Annotated in this window: 18 protein-coding genes; 7 read left to right on the top strand and 11 right to left on the bottom strand. The window is 72.5% G+C overall.

Annotation, left to right across the window (positions count from 1 at the left end; translation table 11 throughout):
* Positions 1–76: 76 nt before the first annotated feature.
* Positions 77–1,876, top strand: coding sequence for a protein kinase (locus tag ABZS54_RS14215; protein ID WP_355534591.1), 1,800 nt, complete (start codon positions 77–79; stop codon positions 1,874–1,876).
* Between the two features lie 61 nt (positions 1,877–1,937).
* Here the strand turns inward: ABZS54_RS14215 and ABZS54_RS14210 are convergent, their stop codons facing one another.
* From ABZS54_RS14210 to ABZS54_RS14195, 4 genes are all read right to left on the bottom strand, one after another.
* Positions 1,938–2,648, bottom strand: a complete 711-nt coding sequence (locus ABZS54_RS14210) for an endonuclease/exonuclease/phosphatase family protein (RefSeq protein ID WP_355534589.1) — start codon at positions 2,646–2,648, stop codon at positions 1,938–1,940.
* Positions 2,649–2,756: 108 nt separating this feature from the next.
* On the bottom strand, positions 2,757–3,695 hold the full coding sequence (locus tag ABZS54_RS14205; RefSeq protein WP_355534587.1) for an ROK family glucokinase: 939 nt from the start codon (positions 3,693–3,695) through the stop codon (positions 2,757–2,759).
* A gap of 155 nt (positions 3,696–3,850) precedes the next feature.
* Positions 3,851–4,297 carry a DUF5304 family protein gene (locus tag ABZS54_RS14200; RefSeq protein ID WP_355534585.1) on the bottom strand — a complete coding sequence of 149 codons (447 nt, stop codon included), beginning with the start codon at positions 4,295–4,297 and terminating at the stop codon, positions 3,851–3,853.
* A 146-nt stretch (positions 4,298–4,443) separates the two neighbouring features.
* Complete coding sequence (locus ABZS54_RS14195; RefSeq protein WP_355534584.1) at positions 4,444–5,739, bottom strand: glycosyltransferase family 87 protein; 1,296 nt, start codon at positions 5,737–5,739, stop codon at positions 4,444–4,446.
* Between the two features lie 89 nt (positions 5,740–5,828).
* Between ABZS54_RS14195 and ABZS54_RS14190 the strand changes: the two genes are divergently transcribed.
* Positions 5,829–6,974: a glycosyltransferase family 4 protein gene (locus ABZS54_RS14190; RefSeq protein ID WP_355534583.1), complete on the top strand. Its 1,146-nt coding sequence runs from the start codon at positions 5,829–5,831 to the stop codon at positions 6,972–6,974.
* Positions 6,975–7,086: 112 nt separating this feature from the next.
* Here the strand turns inward: ABZS54_RS14190 and ABZS54_RS14185 are convergent, their stop codons facing one another.
* Positions 7,087–8,892, bottom strand: a complete 1,806-nt coding sequence (locus ABZS54_RS14185; protein ID WP_355534581.1) for an AMP-dependent synthetase/ligase — start codon at positions 8,890–8,892, stop codon at positions 7,087–7,089.
* A 449-nt stretch (positions 8,893–9,341) separates the two neighbouring features.
* Between ABZS54_RS14185 and ABZS54_RS14180 the strand changes: the two genes are divergently transcribed.
* The 3 genes from ABZS54_RS14180 to ABZS54_RS14170 all read left to right on the top strand — a co-directional run bounded on the left by ABZS54_RS14180 (position 9,342) and on the right by ABZS54_RS14170 (position 11,862).
* Entirely contained in the window at positions 9,342–10,109 is a 768-nt protein-coding gene (locus tag ABZS54_RS14180) for a metallophosphoesterase (protein WP_355534579.1), read from the top strand.
* Between the two features lie 126 nt (positions 10,110–10,235).
* Positions 10,236–10,670, top strand: a complete 435-nt coding sequence (locus tag ABZS54_RS14175; protein WP_355534577.1) for an SRPBCC family protein — start codon at positions 10,236–10,238, stop codon at positions 10,668–10,670.
* Positions 10,671–10,677: 7 nt separating this feature from the next.
* Positions 10,678–11,862: an ArsA-related P-loop ATPase gene (locus tag ABZS54_RS14170; RefSeq protein ID WP_355534575.1), complete on the top strand. Its 1,185-nt coding sequence runs from the start codon at positions 10,678–10,680 to the stop codon at positions 11,860–11,862.
* A gap of 146 nt (positions 11,863–12,008) precedes the next feature.
* On the opposite strand, the gene ABZS54_RS14165 is transcribed toward ABZS54_RS14170, so the two are convergent.
* The 6 genes from ABZS54_RS14165 to ABZS54_RS14140 all read right to left on the bottom strand — a co-directional run bounded on the left by ABZS54_RS14165 (position 12,009) and on the right by ABZS54_RS14140 (position 18,636).
* The gene (locus tag ABZS54_RS14165; RefSeq protein ID WP_355534573.1) at positions 12,009–13,277 is read right to left on the bottom strand and encodes a M48 family metallopeptidase; all 1,269 of its coding nucleotides are present in this window, start codon (positions 13,275–13,277) and stop codon (positions 12,009–12,011) included.
* Between the two features lie 16 nt (positions 13,278–13,293).
* Entirely contained in the window at positions 13,294–14,682 is a 1,389-nt protein-coding gene (locus ABZS54_RS14160) for a hypothetical protein (protein WP_355534572.1), read from the bottom strand.
* A 90-nt stretch (positions 14,683–14,772) separates the two neighbouring features.
* Entirely contained in the window at positions 14,773–15,837 is a 1,065-nt protein-coding gene (locus ABZS54_RS14155) for an NlpC/P60 family protein (protein ID WP_355534570.1), read from the bottom strand.
* Between the two features lie 177 nt (positions 15,838–16,014).
* Positions 16,015–16,218: a hypothetical protein gene (locus tag ABZS54_RS14150; RefSeq protein WP_355534568.1), complete on the bottom strand. Its 204-nt coding sequence runs from the start codon at positions 16,216–16,218 to the stop codon at positions 16,015–16,017.
* 202 nt (positions 16,219–16,420) lie between these two features.
* On the bottom strand, positions 16,421–17,725 hold the full coding sequence (locus ABZS54_RS14145) for an NYN domain-containing protein (protein WP_355534661.1): 1,305 nt from the start codon (positions 17,723–17,725) through the stop codon (positions 16,421–16,423).
* Positions 17,726–18,399: 674 nt separating this feature from the next.
* Positions 18,400–18,636: a hypothetical protein gene (locus ABZS54_RS14140; protein ID WP_355534566.1), complete on the bottom strand. Its 237-nt coding sequence runs from the start codon at positions 18,634–18,636 to the stop codon at positions 18,400–18,402.
* 298 nt (positions 18,637–18,934) lie between these two features.
* On the opposite strand from ABZS54_RS14140, the gene ABZS54_RS14135 reads away from it, so the two are divergent.
* Both ABZS54_RS14135 and ABZS54_RS14130 read left to right on the top strand, forming a co-directional pair.
* The gene (locus tag ABZS54_RS14135) at positions 18,935–19,531 is read left to right on the top strand and encodes an exonuclease domain-containing protein (RefSeq protein ID WP_355534564.1); all 597 of its coding nucleotides are present in this window, start codon (positions 18,935–18,937) and stop codon (positions 19,529–19,531) included.
* Between the two features lie 109 nt (positions 19,532–19,640).
* The gene (locus ABZS54_RS14130; RefSeq protein ID WP_355534562.1) at positions 19,641–19,919 is read left to right on the top strand and encodes an Lrp/AsnC ligand binding domain-containing protein; all 279 of its coding nucleotides are present in this window, start codon (positions 19,641–19,643) and stop codon (positions 19,917–19,919) included.
* Positions 19,920–20,093 lie beyond the last annotated feature (174 nt).

Below are 20,093 nucleotides of genomic sequence, written 5' to 3'. Positions count from 1 at the left end.
CACCCGGCTTGATCACGGCGGACTCTGACGGGACGTCATCCAGCATTCCGGGTCCGGGTCCGGGTACCTTCCTTGCGTGGACGCGGATAACGAGGGACGCCTGATCGGCGGGCGCTACCTGCTCGCCGACCGACTCGGGCGAGGCGGCATGGGTGCGGTCTGGCGGGCACGGGACCAGGTCCTGGGCCGCGAGGTCGCGGTGAAGGAGATGCTGCCGCAGCCGGGGGCGGACGACGCCGAGCGGGCCCGGCTGCGCGAGCGCGCCGCCCGCGAGGCCCGCGCCGCCGCCCGGCTGAGCCATCCCTCGGTGGTCCGCGTCTACGACGTGGTCGAGGAGGACGATCGACCGTGGATCGTCATGGAGTTGGTCCCCTCGCGCTCGCTGGCCGAGGTGATTCGCGGGGACGGCCCGATGGCCGCCGATCGGGTCGCCGAGATCGGCCTGACCATGATCGACGCGCTGCGCACCGCGCATGCGGCCGGCATCCTGCACCGCGACGTCAAACCCGGCAACGTGCTGATCACGCTCGACGACCGGGCCGTGCTCAGCGACTTCGGCATCGCGGTGGTCGAGGGCGACTCGTCGGTCACCCAGTCGGGTGTGGTGCTCGGCGCGCCGGCGTACATCCCGCCGGAACGGGCCAAGGGCCTGAATCCGACGGCCGCTTCGGATCTGTGGTCGCTCGGCGCGACGCTGTACGCGGCGGTCGAGGGCAAGGCCCCGTTCGAGCGCTCGACACCGCTGGCCACGCTGACCGCGATCGTCAGCGAGGATCCGACGCCGGCCAAGCACGCGGGCGCGCTCGACCCGGTACTGCGCGCTCTGTTGGCCCGGGACCCGCAGGAGCGGCCGGACGCGGCGGAGGCCGAGGCGATGCTGCGCGACGCGCTGCGCGAGATCCGGGAGGAGAACGCGGCCACCCGGGCCGTGCCGATCGCGCCGGTGCCGCTGCTGCCCCGGCCCGCGCCCGAGGCGGAGTCCATACCCGCGGCGGCACCCGCCGTGCGCGCCATCGAGCCGGATTCCGACGAAAGACCGCAGACCGCGGCGGAGATGGCAGCGCTCCTCGCCCCGCCGCCGGGGAAACCCGCCGAGCCGGTCCGGGAGGACCGCCCGGCACGCACGTTCCCGTGGCTGCCGTTGCCCGCCGCGATCGCGGCCCTGGTGGTCTTCGGGGTCGTGATCGGCCTGATCCTCTTCCTGATCGCCCCCGAGGACGACAAGAAGCCCACGGCGAAGAACACCGGCAACACCGACTCACCCGCCGCACAGGCCACTTCCTCCGCCTCGCCGAGCACCTCCGCGACCGCCCCGGCGCAGGGCCAACCCAGCCAGCCGCCACCGAGCGCGGACCCGCCGAAGAGCGGCCCGAGCGACCCGCCCGCGCAAACCGCGCCGCAGACCCAACCACCTCCCGCCGCCGACTCGAACGGCCTGCCGGCGGGCTGGACTTCTTACACGGGGGGCACCTCCGGCTACCGGATCGGTCTGCCCCCGGGGTGGACCAAGGTCAAGACCGTGGATTCGCAGGAGTTCTTCGCCAACGCGGAGGGCACGCTGAAGCTCAACGTGGACACCGTCGCCAGTTCACCGACCGATCCGGTCGAGGACTGGAAGGAGCTGGAACCCCAGGTGCGCGACAGTTTCCCGAACTACCGGAAGCTGAGCATCGAGAAGGCCGACTACCGCGACTACCCCGCCGCCGCATGGCACTTCACCTACGGCAGCAGCACCCGGCACCATGTGCTCAACCTCGGCTTCACGGTCCCCTCCGGGCGGGGCTACTCGCTGTACATGGACACCCCGGAGGCGGTCTGGAACGACCAGGCCACGCAGGAGTTGTTGGCCGGCTTCAAGGCGAGCTTCCAGCCCTGACGGGACGAACCGCTCGACTCACGCGACCCGGACCGACCGGATCGGTCCGCTCGACCCGCCGTCAGGTGGTGGGCACCCGCAGGGTGGCCAGCACCGGGCGGTGGTCGGAGGCGGCGGTGTAGTCGGCGTCCGTAACGTCGTCGGGCACGCCGCAGCCGAGCACCTCGATGCCCTTGGACACGAACACGCCGTCCACCCGGCGACCGGGGTCGCGCCGCGGCGAAGTGAACTCCGAACCCCAGGGCGCGATCGCGAATCCGTCCTGCATCTCCCCGGCCAGCCGGTCCCACCCGGGACGCCCGGCCGATTCGTTGAAGTCCCCGGCCAGCACCCGGTGTTCGACGCCGAGCCCGGCCAGCCGGCGCAGCACCAGCTCGGCCTGCACCAACCGCTCGGCGGCGTCCAGGCCCAGTTGGGTGCCGGCCACCGCGAACTCGGCGCCGCCGACCTCGACCACGGCGGTCGCCATGCCGCGCTGACGCAGCCCGGGCGTACGCGGCAACAACACGTCCTGCGCCCGGCGCACCCGCACCCGAAGGCCGCCCAGCAGCAGCGGACCGGAGGCGGTGCCCCCGCCGGTGATCACCACCAGGCCGCACTCGCGCGCGAACCGGGCCACCGCATGCCGCCACCGCAGGAACCGCGGCGCCTCCTGGACGCAGAGCAGATCGGGCGCGCAGTGGCGCACGATGCGGACGAGGGCTTCCCGATCGTCGCGCAACGAGCGCACGTTGTACGACATGACCCGGATCTCACCGGTACCGACAGTCACTGGAGCCCCCTTGCCCGGTTCGGACCGGCCGGCCCCAACCACGATCGACCAGCTGTACTCCCGCCCGGTGCACGGGCGGTGGTTGTCCGCACGACATCCGCGCGACGGTCAGTGCCGGGCCAGGTCCGCCGCGCCGACCAGTCCCGCGTCGCTGCCCAAAGTGGCCACCACGACCTCGGCACCGAGCCGGTGGCCCCGGCGCAGCACACTGCGGTAGGTCTCCAGCGCGGGCACCAGCAGCAGGTCACCCGCGTCCGAGACGCCGCCGCCGATCACGAACGCGGCGGGGTCCAGCACGGCCGACAGGTCGGCCAGGCCCTGGCCGAGCCACGTGCCCAGTTCGCGGAAGGCGGCGAGCGCGACCGGGTCGCCGAGCAGCGCGGCCTGGGTGACGTGCGGGCCTTGGACGCCGGCGGGCGTGCCGTTGCCGAGCGCGAGCAGCTTCTCCGCCGCTTCGGGCATCCCGGCCGCACGGTCGCGGGCGTAGCGGGTGAGCGCGCTGCCGCTGGCGTACTGCTCCCAACAGCCGTAGTTGCCGCACGGGCAGGCGATGCCGTTCGGGACCACCCGCATGTGTCCGGGCTCACCCGCTATCCCGCCACCGCCCCGGTACAGCTCGCCGCCGAACACGATCGCGCCGCCGATGCCGGTGCCGACGGTCACGCACATCACGTTCGTGTGGCCCGCCGCGGCGCCGAAGCGGACCTCGCCCCAGGCGGCGGCATTGGCGTCGTTCTCCACCACGACGGGGAGGCCGATCAGCGCCTCCATCCGGTCACGCAGCGGTTCGCCCACCCACGCGCCGACGTTGGCCGAGAACAGCACGGTCGACCGGTCCGCGCCGATGAACCCCGCCGCACCGAGCCCGACCGCCTCCACGACGTGGTTCTGCCGCAGGGTGTCGACCGCCTCGGCGATCACCTGCGCGGTGCCATCGGCATCCTTGGGGGTGGCGATCTTGAGCCGATCGAGGATCACCCCGTCGGCATCGACCACGCCCGCGAGGATTTTGGTGCCACCGATGTCGACACCGATCGTGAGTCCCATGTCGTCCCAAGCTCGTTCGCGTGCATTGCCCGCAACGGATCGTACTGGTCCCTTCCGCGGGTCCACCCCACCCGTACGCCCGCAGGTCACCGCGGGGATGCCCGCGCGCGAGCGACCGCACGGGCGGGCGGCGGCGCCGGGACGCGCGCTCCCCGCTATTCGTCGTCGAGCCGAATCCGCTCGGTCTCCGCCGGCTTCGCGGCCCACCGGCGCTCCCGATCGCCCACGAAGGCCCGGTACGCGGACGCCAACTCGGCCCCGGCCGCGGCCAGGTGCGCGGCCACCTCGGGATGCCTGCGCGCGACCTGCTCGCGCACCGCGCCGGCCTGCTCCACGAGCGTCTCGGCCAACCTGCGCGCCTCCTCGGCCAACCGCGCGGCGGGCGCCTCGTCCCCCTTGTCGGCCCCGCTCAACGATTCGGCCAACTTGCGGGCCTCCTCGCCCAGCCGCGCCCAGGGGTCGACCCGCTCGGCATCATCACGCTCGGTGCGTGCCCGGTCCTCGGCGCCGCCGGCCGTGGGCACCTCGTCCGTGCTGTCCGCCCACGCACCCGCGCCGTCCTCGGCCGCACCCTTACCCGTCACCCGCTCATCAGGATCCATCCGACGCATTCTCCGCGCTCTCGCAGCCCAACGCGAACAGAACCTCCCGCGAACAATCCGAAGCCGGCAGCGCGACCGCACCCATCGGCGGACCCACTCACCTCCACCAGGCGCGAAATCGGGCCTCGCGCGAGCGACCCGCTCCCCTATACGGAGGTCTCCGCCGGCCGCCGTGCGGCACCGGCTGTCGCGGCCCGATCCGGCACCTCGGCCGCGGCCTCCATGGCCCGACTCGCCCGCCACAACCGCCGACCCGACACCACCGTCGCCGTCACCAGCAGCGCGTTGCGCAGCCCGAGCGCCAGCACCGCATGGACCTGCGAGTCCAGCAACTCGCCGAACCAGACCGGGAACTCGAGCAGGGTCAGCGGCATCGCGCAGAGCAGCAGCACGGCGACCGGACGCTGGGTGGTGTCGCGACGCGTCAGGCACACCGCCGCCAGACCGATCAGCCACACCAGGTATTGCGGGCTGATCACCCGGCTGGTCACCACGAAGATCAGCAACGCGCACAGCGCCGCGTCGCACGCCGTCGCGCCGGTGAACCGGCGGGCCCGAACCCGCCACAGCAGCAGCCAGCCGAAGCCGAGCACGCCGGCGACCAGGCTGAGCCGGCCGACCGCCGAAACGTACGGGCCGTGGAACTCCAGCGAGCCGTAGCTCTCCTGCGCCCGGCCGCTCCAGCCGAACCAAGTGGCGAGGTGGAAGGGCAGCGCGAACACCGACTCGACCTCGATGCCGCGTTCGCGCTGGTAGCCCAGAAACGCGAAGGCACCGGGCAGCGCCGCGGCGAAACCGAGCACCACGACCGCGCCGCCGAGCAGCGTCCACCCGTACACCCGGGCCGTCCGGCCGCGCCCGCGCAGCCCGACGAAGATCAGCACCGGCCACACCTTGATCGCCGCCGCCACACCCGTGAGCAGGCCCGCGAGCCGGTTGCGGTCGGTACGCCGGCCGCCGATCAACAGCAGCGCGGCCACCGTCGGCGCGGTCACCGCGAGGTCGTAGCGCGCCAGGATCATCGGCCCGAGCAGCGGCACCGCCACCACCCACAGGGCCGCGCCGTACGGTGAGGCGCCGCGCGGGACGGTCCGGGCCAGCAGCCAAAGCACCAGTGCGTCCGCGACGATCATCACCAGGTAGACCGACGTCGCGTAGTCGAACGGCAACAACCCGGGCAGCAGCAACACTCCCGCCGCACCCGGCGGATACTGCCAGCGCACGTCGTCCACCGGGAAGGTCCCCGAGCGCAGCACGTCGAACCACTCGCGGTAGATGAACCGCGCGTCGCCCATCACGAACGGCCACGGATTCGGCAGCACCTCCGTGACCATCAGCAGCAACAGCAGTCGGGTCGCCGCCCAGACGAGCACGATGGTCCACAGCGCACTCGACGGGGTCCGAAACGGGTTCCGGATGCGGTGCGACTGGGGAGGGCTCACCGACGGATCGTACCGAGGCGGGCACCGGCGGTCGGGGCGTCGCCGGATCGGCCGGGTCCGCGCGTCGCGGTCTGGGATCCTCGGTCGTGATGAAAACCTTGATCGTCACCAACGACTTCCCGCCGCGTCCCGGTGGGATCCAGTCCTTCGTGCACTCCATGGCCCTGCGGCTGCCGGCCGACGGCGTCGTGGTCTACACGTCGTCGTGGAAGGACCGGGCGGAGATGGCCGTGTTCGACGCGGAGCAGCCCTTCCCGGTGGTGCGCGACCGCACTCCGATGCTGGTGCCCACGCCCGGTGCGGTACGTCGGGCCCGCGAGATCGCCCGTGCCGAGGGCTGCGACACCGCGTGGTTCGGCGCGGCGGCGCCGCTGGGCCTGATGGCGCCCCGGCTGCGCGCGGTCGGCGTCGAGCGGCTGGTGGCCACCACGCACGGGCACGAGGCGGGCTGGGCGGTGCTGCCGGGGGCGCGGCGGTTGTTGCGGCGGATCGGCGAGGGGGTGGACACCGTCACCTACCTGGGCGAGTACACCCGGGGGAAGATCGCGCCCGCACTCACTCCGGCCGCCGCCGCGCGGATGGTGCAACTGCCGCCCGGCGTGGACGAGAAGGTGTTCCGCCCGGACGTGGGCGGGGTCGAGGTGCGCGCTCGGCACGGGCTGGGCGATCGGCCGGTGGTGGTGTGCGTGTCGCGCCTGGTCCCGCGCAAGGGCCAGGACGTATTGATCCACGCGCTGCCCAGGATCCGGCGCAGGGTGCCCGACGCGGCGCTGCTGATCGTCGGCGCCGGACCCTACCGGGACCGGCTGGAGGCGATGGTGGACGAGGTCGGCGTGCGCGATTCGGTGGTGTTCACCGGTGCGGTGCCGTGGGCCGAGTTGCCCGCGCACCACGAGGCCGGCGACGTGTTCGCGATGCCGTGCCGGACCCGGCGCAAGGGGCTGGACGTGGAGGGCCTGGGCATCGTCTACCTGGAGGCGTCCGCGGTGGGCCGGCCGGTGGTGGCGGGCGACTCGGGCGGAGCGCCGGACGCGGTCCTGGACGGGGAGACCGGGTACGTGGTGAACGGTCGCTCGCCGGCCGCCGTCGCGGACAAGGTGGCGGGCCTGCTGGCCGACCCGGCGCAGGCTGCCCGGATGGGCGCGGCGGGGCGGCGCTGGGTGGAGCGGGAGTGGCGCTGGGACCTGCTGTCGGGGCGGCTGCGCGGACTGCTGGATCCGGAGTGGGCAGGCTGACGCACAACGCGCCGAGGGCGGCCGGCCTGGCGATTCCCGGGCCGGCCGCCCTCGGTGGTGAGCGCCCGCCTGTGGCGCCGCGCGGACGCGGCTCGCGTGCGGGGCTTTCGGCTCAGCCCTCGTAGATCTTCTCGATGTCCTGCTCGAAGTCCCGCAGCACCAGGTTGCGCTTGAGCTTGAGGGACGGCGTCACGTGGCCGCTCTCCTCGGTGAAGTTGATGGTCAGCACCCGGAACTTGCGCACCCCCTCGGCCCGCGAGACGGCCTTGTTGCCCTCGTCGATCGCGTCCTGGACGGTGGCCAGCAGGTCCGGGTCCTCGGCGAGGTCGGCGACCGTCGCGTCGGCGGGCTTGCCGTGCTGCTCCTTCCAGGTCGGGAAGGCCTCCGGGTCGATGGTGATCAGTGCGCCGACGAACGGGCGGCGATCGCCGACCACCATGCATTCGCTGATCAGCGAATGGGCGCGGATGCGGTCCTCGATCACGGCCGGTGCGATGTTCTTGCCGCCCGCGGTGACCAGGATCTCCTTCTTGCGGCCGGTCACGGTCAGGAAGCCGTCGTCGTCCAGCACGCCGATGTCGCCGGTGCGGAACCAGCCGTCCTCGAACGCTTCGGCGGTGGCCGCGTCGTTCTTCCAGTAGCCGGTGAACACGTTCGGACCCTTGGCCAGGATCTCGCCGTCCTCGGCGATCCGCACCGCCGAGCCGGGCACCGGCCGACCGACCGTGCCGATCCGGATCCCGACCGCGGGGTTGACCGTGTGCGCGGCGCAGGTCTCGGTCAGGCCGTAGCCCTCCAGGACGGTGAAGCCGATACCGCGGAAGAAGTGTCCCAGCCGGGTGCCCAGCGGCGCGCCCCCGGAGATCGCGTGGGTGGCCTGGCCGCCCAGCGCCGCGCGCAGCTTGCCGTAGACCAGCTTGTCGAACACCTTGTGCTTGAGCCTGAGGCCCAGACTGATGCTCGCCGCGTCCATGCCCTCGCTGTAGGCGATCGCCGTCTCGGCGGCCATGTCGAAGATCCTGCCCTTGCCGTCGGCCTGCGCCTTGGCCGAGGCGGCGTTGTAGACCTTCTCGAACACGCGGGGCACCGCGAGCACGAAGGTCGGCTGGAAGGTCGCGAGTTCCTTGGTCAGGTCCTTGACGTCCGGACAGTGCCCGACCCGCACGCGCGCCATGATGCAGCCGATCTCCAGGATCCGGCCGAGCACGTGCGCGAGCGGCAGGAACAGCAGGCAGCTGGACTTCTCCGGGATGAACAGCTGGGTCAGCAGCGCGACCACATTGCCCAGTTCGGCCTGGAAGTTGCCGTGCGTGAGGATGCAGCCCTTGGGCCGCCCGGTGGTCCCGGAGGTGTAGATGATGGTCGCCACCGAGTCGGCGCGCAGCGTCGCACTGCGCTCCTCGACCACGGCGTCGGCCACGTCCCGCCCGCCGGCGGTGAGCGCGGCCACCGCGCTCTCGCCGGCGCCCTCGTCGATCCGCCACACGTGCTTGAGCTCGGGCAGCCGGTCACGGGCCCGCTCGACCGCGCCCTCGTGCGCCGCGTTCTCCACGATCACCGCACGCGCGCCCGAGTCGGACAGGATCCACTCGAGCTGCTCGGCCGAGGAGGTCTCGTACACCGGCACCGAGATCGCGCCGGCACACCAGATGGCGAAGTCGATCAGCGTCCACTCGTAGCGCGTGCGCGACATCAGGCCGATCCGATCGCCGGGCTCGATGCCCGCCGCGATCAGGCCCTTGGCGACCTCGTACACCTCGGCCAGGAACCGGGTCGAGGTCACGTCGGTCCAGCGTCCGCCCACCTTGCGGGCGAGCGCCGGGGCATCCGGTGCCTCTGCGGCGTTGCGCTTGATGAGGTCGGTCAGGTTGCCCTCGGCGGGAACCTCGGCCAGGGCCGGGACGCTGCACTCGCGCACTGATGCTCCTCGTTGCGGTCTCGGCGCCGGGGTTCGGCGCTGCCGTTTGCCGTTGTCTGTGTCGATCCGTGTCGCCGGCGTGTCGTGCCCGCCGGCCGGTCTCACGGGTCTGTTCTTTGTCTGTACTTCGGTCTGCGTCTCGGGTCTGTTTCTTCGGCGGGTCTCGTCGGTGCGGCTCGTCGGTCGTCTTGCCGAGTCGTTGACGGGGGCCGACGTTACTGGCAAGTAGGTCCGGGGGACAGAGGTCACGAGGATCCTGTGCCCGGTCTCACGCCACGGACAAGCCCACGGCCGGATCGACGCGGATCCCGTCCGCAGACCGACGGCCCATCCATCCCGATTCGGTGGTGCGTGTCGAGAGTATCGATTCGTCGTGAGGGACGGGTGTGACGGAGGCAACCCCGACGCGCCGTCGGTTTCGGTTCCGGGCCGTCAGTACAGTGACGGACATGCGGGTCCACGTGGTGAGCGACGTCCACGGCGCTGCCGAGGCACTCGCCCACGCGGGCGACGGTGCCGACGCCCTGGTGTGCCTGGGCGACCTGGTGCTCTTCCTCGACTACCACGACCTCGACCGGGGCATCTTCACCGATCTGTTCGGGGTGGAGAACACCCGCAGGCTGCTCGCGCTGCGCAACGCCCGCCGGTTCACCGAGGCCCGGGCGTTCTCCGGGTCGTTGTGGGCGGGCGTGCCGGGTGGTGCCCGCGCGGCGATCGAGCAGGCGGTGCGCCGGCAGTACGCCGCGCTCTTCGCGGCCTTCCCGACACCGACCTACGTCACCTACGGCAACGTCGACGTGCCCGACCTGTGGTCGGACTACGCGCGCGAGGGGGTGACCGTGCTCGACGGCCAGGTCGTCGAGATCGGCGGCCGGACCTTCGGCTTCGTCGGCGGCGGGCTGCGCACGCCGATGCACACGCCGTACGAGATCTCCGACGAGGAGTACGCGGCCAAGGTCGCCGCGGTCGGTCGGGTCGACGTGTTGTGCTGCCACATCCCGCCCGCCGTGCCGGACTTGACCTACGACGTGGTGGCCCGCCGGTTCGAGCGCGGCAGCGAGGCGGTGCTGCGGGCCATCCACGAGACCGAACCCGCCCTGGTGCTGTTCGGTCACGTGCACCAGCCGCTGCGGGCGCGGATGCGGATCGGACGTACCGAATGCGTCAACGTGGGGCATTTTCAGGCCACCGGGAAACCGTACGTCCTCACCTGGTGAGCCGGTGCCACGTACGCGCAGGTCGGGCACGATAGCCTTCGAGCGGATCGGTTGTACGCGGACATCCGGTGATGTCCGTGCAGGACAGCCATAACGGCTACGCAAGCTTCCGGAGGACTCCTCACGATGGCTGAACGGACCAGCTCGACCATCACGATCGACGCCACGCCGGCCGAGGTCATGGCCGTCATCGCGGGGTTCGAGGGCTATCCCGAGTGGACCGGCGAAGTCAAGGAGACCGAGGTCCTCGAGATCGACGAGGCGACCGGGCGCGCGGTACGTGTGCGGTTCAAGCTCGACGCCGGGGTGATCAGCGACGAGCACGTGCTCGGTTACACGTGGGACGGCGACCACGAGGTGCGCTGGACCCTGGTGACCAGCCAGATGCTCAAGGCGCTCGACGGTCGCTACGCGCTGAGCCCGATCAGCGGCGGCACCGACGTGACCTACGAACTGACCGTGGATGTCAAGATCCCGATGCTGGGCATGCTCAAGCGCAAGGCGGAGAAGGTCATCATCGACCGGGCCCTGACCGGGCTCAAGAAGCGCGTCGAGAGCTGATCCGGCGGTGACGCGAGTCCTGTTGGTCACCGGCCTCCCGGGAGCCGGACGTACGACCGTCGCGGCGGCGACGGCGGTGGCCTCGGCACGGGCCGGCCGACGCACGCTGCTCCTCGCGGCCGACGGCACGCGGGATGTGGACACGGTCCTGGACGTGCCGGTGGGCGCGGATCCGTTCGACGCGCTGCCGGACCTGACCGTGCAGCGGGTCGCCGCGCGGGCCGAGTTCGAACGCGAATTTTTGCTGGTCCAGGGCCAGTTGGGCGCGGCGCTCGCGGTGATCGGGGTGGATCCGCTGGATCCCGAGGAGATCACCGTGCTGCCCGGCGCCGGCGATGTGCTGGCGCTGCGGGCGCTCGCGCGGGCGGTGAACGCGCGGCGCTACGAGTTGATCGTGGTCGACCTGCCCGCCGTCGAGCGTGCGGTGCCGGCGCTGGCGCTGCCGGAGGGGTTGGCGCGTTACCTGGACCGGCTGTTGCCGGTCGAGCGTCAGGCGGCCCGGGCGCTGCGGCCGGTGCTGGCCGCGGTCGCGGGGGTGCCGATGCCCGAGGACTGGGTCTACGACACGGCTCGGCGGGTGACCGGCGAGTTGGAGGTGTTGCGGTCGCTGGTGGCCGCACCGACGACGACGGTACGGGTGGTGGTCCGGCCCGGCACGGTCGCGCTGGCGGCGGCGCGGCGGGCCGCGTCGGCGCTCGCGCTGTACGGGCACCGGATCGAGGACGTGATCGTGAACGGGGTGGGCGCCGCCGACTCGCCCGATCCGGCGGTGCGGTCCCGGGCCGAGGTGGCGCGGGAGACGGTGGACGCGCTGTGCGCGCTGTTCCCGCGGGTGCCGTTGGCACAGATCCCGACGCTGGCCGCCGAGCCACTGGGCGCAGCCGAACTCGCGGACGTGGCGGCCCACTTCTCCCCGGTCGGCCCGGGCGGCACGACCGACGACGAGCACCTGATCGAACGCGACGGCGAGCGGCTGTCGCTGCTGCTGCAACTGCCGGGCACCGATCGCGACGACCTGGACCTGCTGCGCCGCGGCGACGAACTCGTGATCACGGTCGGCCCGAACCGCCGCCTGTTCAAACTCCCGTCTGCGCTGCGCCGCTGCGTGATCGAGGGCGCGGGCCTACGGGACGGCGTCCTCCGCATCCGGTTCGTCCCGGACCCCGCAGTCTGGATGCGCCCGCCGCGGTAACGGCCGCGACAACGACATCGGCCCGGAGCGCGCCGGGAGGCGCCCCGGGCCGTCGCAGACAACCGGTCGTGACCGTTGTCCGCGTCCGGCCCTGGCGGACGGTGGCCCGGGCGCCCGTGCGCAGCTCCCGGTTGCCCCGCCCCGAGCTACCTCTTCCCGTGCAGCTTCTCCCAGTCCCGCGCGAGCGCGATGCGCTCGGGAGCGGACGGGTGGGATGCGAACAGGAATTGCAGGATCGGGTTCGGGGTGACGTTGGAGCGGTTGGCCACCGCCAGACTGTGCTGCATCCGGATGAACGCGTCCGGGTCCCGGGTCAGGTCGAGCGCGTGCACGTCGGCGCGGGCCTCCAGGCGGCGGCTGATCAACATCTCGCCGGGACCGGCCACCGTGCCGATCACCGCGACGACCGCGAGCAGCAGCGCCAGTGAGCGCGGGTCGCCCGCACCGTCCGCGCCCGCCCGACGCAGCAGCGGCGCGCACGTCATCAGCAGGCCCAGCACGCACACGCCGGCCGCGAGCGCCGCCGCGCCGATCAGCGTCCCGTGCAGCACGTCGTTGCGCTTGGCGTGCCCCAACTCGTGCGCGGCGATCAGCTCCACCTCGCGCGGATCCGCGTCCCGCACCGTCGTGTCGTAGACCACGATCCGCCGGGTCGAGCCGAACCCGGACACATACGCGTTGAGCGCCGTGGTCCGCCGGGACGCGTCCGCCACCAGCACGTCCCGTACCGGCACCCCGTCCCGCTCGGCCAACTGCATCAGCGACGTGCGCAGCGGCCCGTCCGGCATCGAGTGGAACTTGTTGAAGGCCGGTTCCACCAGCAGCGGGTACAGGAACGAGATCGCCATGACGAGCAGCGCGCCGGCGCCCGCCGCGAGCAGCCAGCCGGCCCGAGGCAGCGCGCGGATCAGCGCGTACAGCCCGAGCACGACCAGCAGCAGCAGCCCGGTGGACATCGCGAAGCTCTTGGCCAGGTCCAGCCACCAGCTCCCCCACGACTGCACCGACAGCCCGTACCGTCGCCGGACCACCTCCAAGCGCGCCGCGAACGGCAGCGTCGCCAGCCGGCCGATCAGGGCCAGTACCAGGCCGCCGAGCAGGATCCGCCACACCCACCCGCCGCCCACGGGCCGAGCAACCGCCTCGATGATGCGCGCGCCGACAGGCGTGAGCCCGAGTACGAGCGAGAGCACCAGCGAGAGCGCCATGGACAGGTACGCGGGCGGCCGGGCGGCCCGGGCCAGCGAGCGGCCCCGGGCGATCTCGGCGGCGGTGAAGTCCCGGGCCGCATCCGGGTGGGTGAAGCCGCCGGGCGGCTCGGGCAGCGGCCGCCACGGCGTGGTCACCACGACCGCCACCAGCAGCACCACGCCCGTGCACACCAGACAGATCAGCAACAACCGCTGGACCGACATGCCCGCCGTGCCCCCGTCATCCGGCCTGCGTCCGCAGGTAGTCGAGCCAGATATTGGTGAACGCGTCGGGGCTGGTGCCCAGGACGGACACCATCGCCGACGCGAGCGCCGAGGCCGAGTCCGGCGCGTTCACGCCGGGCGGCCGTTCGGCGCCGACCGTACGGTACAGCTCGACCAGCTTGGCCTGACCCCACCGCTCGGCGATCAGTTTGCACGCCAGCCAGCCCATCTCGTACGCCTGGGGCAGGTCTTCCTGCGTGGTCTCGAAGCTCGGGTCGGCCGGCAGCTGCGTGGGCATCTTGCCCGCCTTCACGTCCCGACGCAGCTCGGGGGCGGCCGTGCGCATCGTCTGCGCCGAATCGAGGTAGCCGATGTAGTCCGCGAAGCCCTCGGACAGCCAGGTCGGCGTCCAGGCCCGGGTGAACGCCCGGCTCGCCACGTGGGTGATCTCGTGCGCCAACACCACCCGGCGTTCCAGGTCGCCCAGTTCGCGGAAGGCATCCGGGTTGACGATCACCCGGTCGGCGGCGGCCGCATCCGAGGCCGCACCGCGTTCACCGGTGGTCACCGCCGCGATCTTGAGATATTTGCTCGGTTCGGCGCCGAGCAGCCGGGCCATCTGCGCCTGGGTACCTGGCACCACGACGACCGTCCGTCCGGGCCAGGACTCCCCCCAGACCGCGCTGACCCGGGGTACCGCCTTGTCCGCGGTGTCGGCGAACTCGCGCAGCGCGGCCCGGGCGCCGATGCCGAGCACCGTGCTGTGCGTGCCCTGGACGACGGTGATCGGGCCCAGGTCCCACACCTGGGTGGGGGCGCGCATCCCGGCTGCGGTGCCGTCGGTGTCGCCCGCGAGGTACCACGTGCCCGAGCGCAGCACGAAGGTCAGGTATTGCGGCACCCGTACCGGGGTCACATCGTGTCCGGTGATCCGGTAGAGCAGGTCGACCTGTGCGGTGAAGGTGGGTGCGCCGAGTGCGCTCTTGCGCGCGGCGGAGAGTTCGAACGCGTCGGGGGTGACGATCTCGTACTCCCACCCGGCGAACGGCACCTCGGCGATGTTGTCGAAGACGCCGGTCTGGGATTGTCGGAACGCGGCGTCCTGCGGGTCCAGGGTGGCGTTGAACGCCTCGCGGTCGCGGGAGAGGAACGCGGTCGAGCGCCGGTCCAGGAGTGCGCCGACCGCTATCCGCCGCGCGTTGGCGTGTTGCTCGCCGCCGTCCGCCGAGGGCCGGCCGGGACCGGCGGAGACACCGGCGCGTGGTCGCGACGGCGCGTCGGTCACCGTGTCCGAGATGAACCGGGTGACCCCGAGGACGGCCCCGAGCTGGGCGAGTGCGCACAACACGACCAGGACGGGCAGCAGGCTGCGGATCCGGCGCGCGGCCCGATTCGGGTCATCCACGTGGTCGATCGTAACGTGGGCACGACGAACGGCCGGCCCGAACCGGACCGGGCCCGGCCCGAACCGGTGCCGACGAGGAGGCTGGGCGGGTCAGGAGGGCCGGACGACCTTGGCGACCGGCATCGACCGCAGCGGCGCGTAGCGCACGCCGGCTCCCGGCTTGGGCGCGTGGATGATCCGTCCGGCGCCGACGTAGATGCCCACGTGGGTGGCTCCGCCGTAGTAGAAGACCAGGTCACCCGGTCGGATCTCGGCGAGCGGGATCGCCCGGCCCGCGCCGGCCTGCCCCTGTGCGGTGCGCGGGAGCGCCACGCCCGCCCGCCGCCACGCCCAGCCGGTCAGACCGGAGCAGTCGAACGAGTCGGGTCCGGTGGCGCCCCAGACGTACGGCTTGCCCAGCGCCGTCGTCGCGGCGGCCACGGCGATCGCCGCCCGGCCGCCGATCGACGGGGGCGCCGCTTCGAGGCCGGTCACCGGCGACCGGGTGTCGTCGCGCGCGGCGCGGTTCGGGTCGGTACCGGCCTCGGCGGGCCCGTCCCCGGCCAGGAACGCCGCGCGGTCCGCCGCGTCCAGCGTGTTCAGCAGTTCCCGGGCGCGCGCCAACCTGGTCTCGACCGCGGCCTTCGCCGCCACGAGGTCCGCACGCCCGGCCTCCAGGGCGGCGAGCGTATCGGTGGCCTCGCGGCGCTCCTGCTCCAGCGTGCGCCGGGTCGACCGCACACGCGCCACCGCGTCCCGCTGCCGGCCGGCCAGCCGGTCCAGGGTGATGGCGCGGGACAGGTATTCGTCCGGATTCTCCGACATCAGCAGCGCGAGGGTGGGGTCGATGCCACCGGCGCGGTACTGAGCCGCGGCCATCGCGCCCATGTCGCCCTGCAGAGCCAACAGCTCGCTCTGCGTGTCGGCGATCCGCCCCTGGGCACGGACCACCCGCTCGCGCAGTCGGGCCTGCCGCTCGGCGACACCGTTGTACTCCTCGGTGGTCGCCTCGGCCTGCCGGTACAGCTCGCCCACCTGCTGCCGCACCTGCTCCGCGGTCGGCGCCGGGTCGGCGTGCGAGACGTTCGGCACGAACGCCACCGCCGTGACGACGGCGGCGGTCAGCACGATGGCCCGGGTACTGCCGGCCCTCTTCGGCCTGCGATGGGACGCCACGGCGGCGGGCTCCTTCTCCGGGCCCGGCTACCCGCCGTCCGGGTCGGACGGTCGAGTGCGCGGGCGCTCGACCGGTGACCCTAGTGACCCAAACACGGTTGCTTCAAATCAATCCGCGAATTTCATATCTTGCACCGTCAATTCAGTTGAAAAAGGTCATCTTTTGCAATCGTGCGATCAACGAGCGCTCATCATTTCGCCGCTTTCGCGCAGTTGTGCACCTACCGCGGCCAGCATGCCCTCGGCTGCGAACAGCCGCAGCGCGGTCAGGGTTTCCTCGTCCAACTCGGCGTAGTCGAGGTGATCGGCGCGCTCGCCGTACTGCCCGGAGTCGGCATACGGAGAGGCGTCCGATAATTCGGGTGATATGTCGGAGTCCATGGATCGAGCGCTGATCAGGGCCGGCCCGATCGAGGCCGGAATCGCGCAGCCGGCGCCGGCGCGCCCACGGCCTCGGTGCGTACGACAGGCGATGCGCATGTGGCTTCTCCCCTTTCGTCGACTTTCCTCGTCAACGGTAGGGAGCGGCACCGACACACGGTGCGAAGCGTGCCCGTGCGCCCATATACCCGTGCGCCCGGGATCAGCCCCGGGTGAGCCGGCGCAACAGCATGGTCGAGGGCACCGGTCGAGCGCCGGCCTTGCGCACGCCCTCGGCCACCTCGCGGTCGGTGGAGACCACCACGACCGGGCGGCCCGGCGGCTCGGCCCGGACCAGCCGGCGGATCAGCTCGTCGGCCGTCTCGCCCGGCTTGCTGAACATCACCCGCACCCCGCGCGCGGGAGCCAGCAGCACCGGCGCGTCCAGTTGCGCGCCGTCGAACACGCAGGTCACCTCGCAGCCGGTCTGCGCGGCAAGCCCGGTCAAACCGCCGACCAACCGGTCACGCTGCTTGTTCAGCGCGAGCGTGGGATAGCCGGTCTTGGTCACGTTGTAGCCGTCGATCACCAGGTGCGCCTGGGGCAGCGCGAGCAGTTGGTCGAGCAGGGCCGGGTCGTCGCCCTCCAACGCCCGTTGGGCGATGTCCTTTATCCCGGACGCGCCCGGCACCACCGCGTCCACCATGTCGGCGGGCCGGATGCCCACCGGCGGCAGCGCGAGTTCGCGGCGCAACCCCTGGGCGGCCTCCAGGACGGTGTCCAGGAGCAGCCGGACCCGGGTGTCCTCCATGCTGCGCCCCTCACGGGCGGCCCGGCGGCTGGCCTCCAGGGCCGATTCGACCTCGGCGACCCGACCGCGCAGCCGGCGGGCCTCCTTCTCCGCGGCGGCGATCGCGGCCTGCGCCTCGACCCGCACCGCGTCCAGCTCGGAGCGGGCCCGACGGGCCTCCTTCTCCTCGTGCTTGGCGCTGCCCTGTAGACCGCGCACCTGGCGGCGCAGGTGGTCGGCCTCCTTGCGGGCCGTCTCCAACTCCGCGCGCAGCCGTTCGTGCTCGGTCTTGGAGGCCGCGCGCAGTACGCCGACCTCGTTCTCCAGGCGGGACAACGTCTCGGCGGCCTCGGCCTCGGCACGGTCGGCGGCGGCCTCCTTGGCCGCGTCGCCGGCGGTCTCGATCAGCCGGACCCAGCCGCGCGGGCGCAGCAGGTACGCGGCGGCGGCCACGTCGAGCGGGTCGGCCGCGGCGGGAACCTTGCCGGCCTCGAGCGCCTCGGAGATCTCCGGCAGGCCCTTGCGGAAGCGCTCCGCTATGCGCTGCCGGAACACCGGGTCGTTCTCCAGTGCGGCGGCCAGCGGCGTCGCGGCGAACTTGGCCCGGCGCTGGTGGGTGAAGCGGGCGAACCGGCGCAGCGGGCCGGGCACCTCGTCCGCGGTCATCGTGCCGAGCGCGTCGGCGGCCACCGAGATCACCCGCACCCGAACCGCCTCCGGCAACGGCCCGGACAGCACCTCGGGCTCGGCGGGCTGCGAGTCGTCCCGCTCCGGGTCGGCCGCGGCACCGGGCTCGGCGCCGCGGGAAGCGGCCTCCGGCTCCGGCTCGGCTTCCGGCGCTACGGCGGCCATGGGTTCCGCGGCCTGGGACTCGGGCTCGGCCCGGCACTCGGGTTCGGGCATCGACTCGGTCGCGGAGTCGGCCGCGGCGGCCTCGGGCCCGGCCGCGGTCGCGGTCGCGGTCGCGGTCGCGGTCGCGGTGACGGTAGCGCCCTCGGCCTCGGCACCCCTCGGTCCGGCCGGGTGCGCGTGGGCCGCGGGATCGGTGGGGCCGTCCGACTCCAAATCGCCCGCGTGATCGACGGACCCCTCGGGCTCGACAGGGGCGCCAGGCGGGTCGGTCCCCGCCTCGGTCCGGGACTGCGGGTCGAGGTCGGGCTCGGCAGCCGGCACCGCCTCGGCGGCCTCGGCGGCCTCGGCGGCGTGCGCAGGCGTGACCTCGTCCGCGCGGGTATCCGGTCCGCTCACTGCTCCTCCGGTCCTTCCCGTTCCCTTGGGGCCCCTCCCCGCGTCACCGTTGCCGGGACGCCGACGCCTTGATCATGGCGCGTTCCGGACCGGGGACGGCCACGCCGGGCCGCCCCGATGCCGAAACGATGCACAGTCCCATTGTCGCCGCACGGTCTCGACGCTCAGCTCGCGTCGGGTCGCGCCACCAGCTCGACGGAATCGGTCGCGTTGCACCAGCGGCACCGCACCGACTCGATCTCGTCGGAAAGGATCTCGCGCTCCTCGACCCGGGCGACGCCCGCGAGGTCGAGGTGGGTGAACTCGACCGCCTTGGTGGTCCGCGTCACGTCGAACCGGGTCAGGTTGCCGCAGAGCGAGCAACGCCACCGGGTGTCCTCGGTGGGGGCCTGGATCGACATGCGTGTTCCCTTCCTGTTCGCGTTTGCGAGCCTTTGCCGGATCGCGAGCGGTCCGCGTACACCCATGATGCCGGGCGGCGAGAGGTACCTGGGCGCGGCCGTGTCGGGCCGGAAACGTACCGTCCGGTACATGAGCAGCACCGCGCACCGGGATTGCCGGTCACGAGGTTCGGCGAATCAGGGCTTGCCGGCGGCCGACCAGCCGCGGCGTTCCCGCCCGCCGGACAGTATCGCCCCGGGCCACGAGTTGCGAACCATGCACGGATCCCGAGCGATTCGTGACGAGGTGGAACGACAGGTGTTCACGATCGTGGATCTGGAGACGACCGGCCTGGATCCGCAGGAGGCGCGGATCACCGAGATCGCCGCGGTCCGCGTGCGCGGATCGGACCGGTTGGGCGAGTTCGCGACCCTGGTCGCGCCGGGCGTCCCGATCCCGGAGTTCATCACCGACCTGACCGGGATATCCGACGACCTGGTGGCCGACGCGCCGCCGCTGCACCTGGTGCTGCCGGCGTTCACCCGCTTCACCGAGGACGCCATCCTGGTCGCCCACAACGCCCCCTTCGACGTGGGGTTTCTGCGTGCGGCCGGCCTCGCGTGCGATCGGCCGTGGCCCGATCTCCAGGTGGTGGACACGCTCGCGCTGGCCCGCGCGCTGCTGCCGCCGGGGACGGTGCCGAACATGCGCCTGGGCACACTCGCGCGGTACTTCGAGGCACCCACCGATCCGACCCACCGAGCGTTGGCCGATGCCAGGGCGACCGCACACGTCCTGCGCGCGTTCATCGGCCGGATGCACGAGAGCGGACGGCACGAGTTGGCCGACCTGCTCGCGCTGGGCCGACCGCCGGCGCCCAGGGCTTGGCCGGGGCAAACCACTCCGATCGGGTGACACCCGGGCGTGTCGACCGCACCCGTTCTTCCTCCCGCCGCGGCTGCCCGCGTGGGTCGCACGCCGACTAAGCTCGGGCATCTTGTCGTCGAGAGCCGGAGGACTACCCGTGATCACCGCGATCGTGCAGGTCAAGACGCGTGTGGACCAGACCCCGGAAATCGCGGCGGCGATCGCCGCGATCGAGGGCGTGAGCGAGGTCTACTCGGTGACCGGTGAGTTCGACCTGATCGCCATGGTGCGCGTCCGCGCCCACGACGACCTGGCCGACGTCATCCCGGGCCGCCTCAACAAGGTCCCCGGCGTGGAAGCCACCACCACCCACATCGCCTTCCGCACCTACTCCCACCACGACCTCGAAGCCGCCTTCGCCATCGGCCTGGAGTAACCCATCCGTCCGGGCGCCCAAAGCGCCCGGACCACCAAGCCACCCCACCCCGGGCCCCCAAACCCAGCCCGTCCGGCGCTTGAGGACACCCCCGGCAGGGCCGCCCCCCCCCCAGCAGAACCCCCGGACCACCACAACAACCCGCAACAAGACCAGCCCCACCAAGACACGACG

Origin of the sequence: Embleya sp. NPDC005575, from assembly GCF_040605455.1 — a bacterium.
Classification (GTDB): Bacteria; Actinomycetota; Actinomycetes; order Streptomycetales; family Streptomycetaceae; genus Embleya.
Note: the sequence above shows the minus strand (reverse complement) of the source record. Positions and strands in the feature narration are given on the sequence as shown.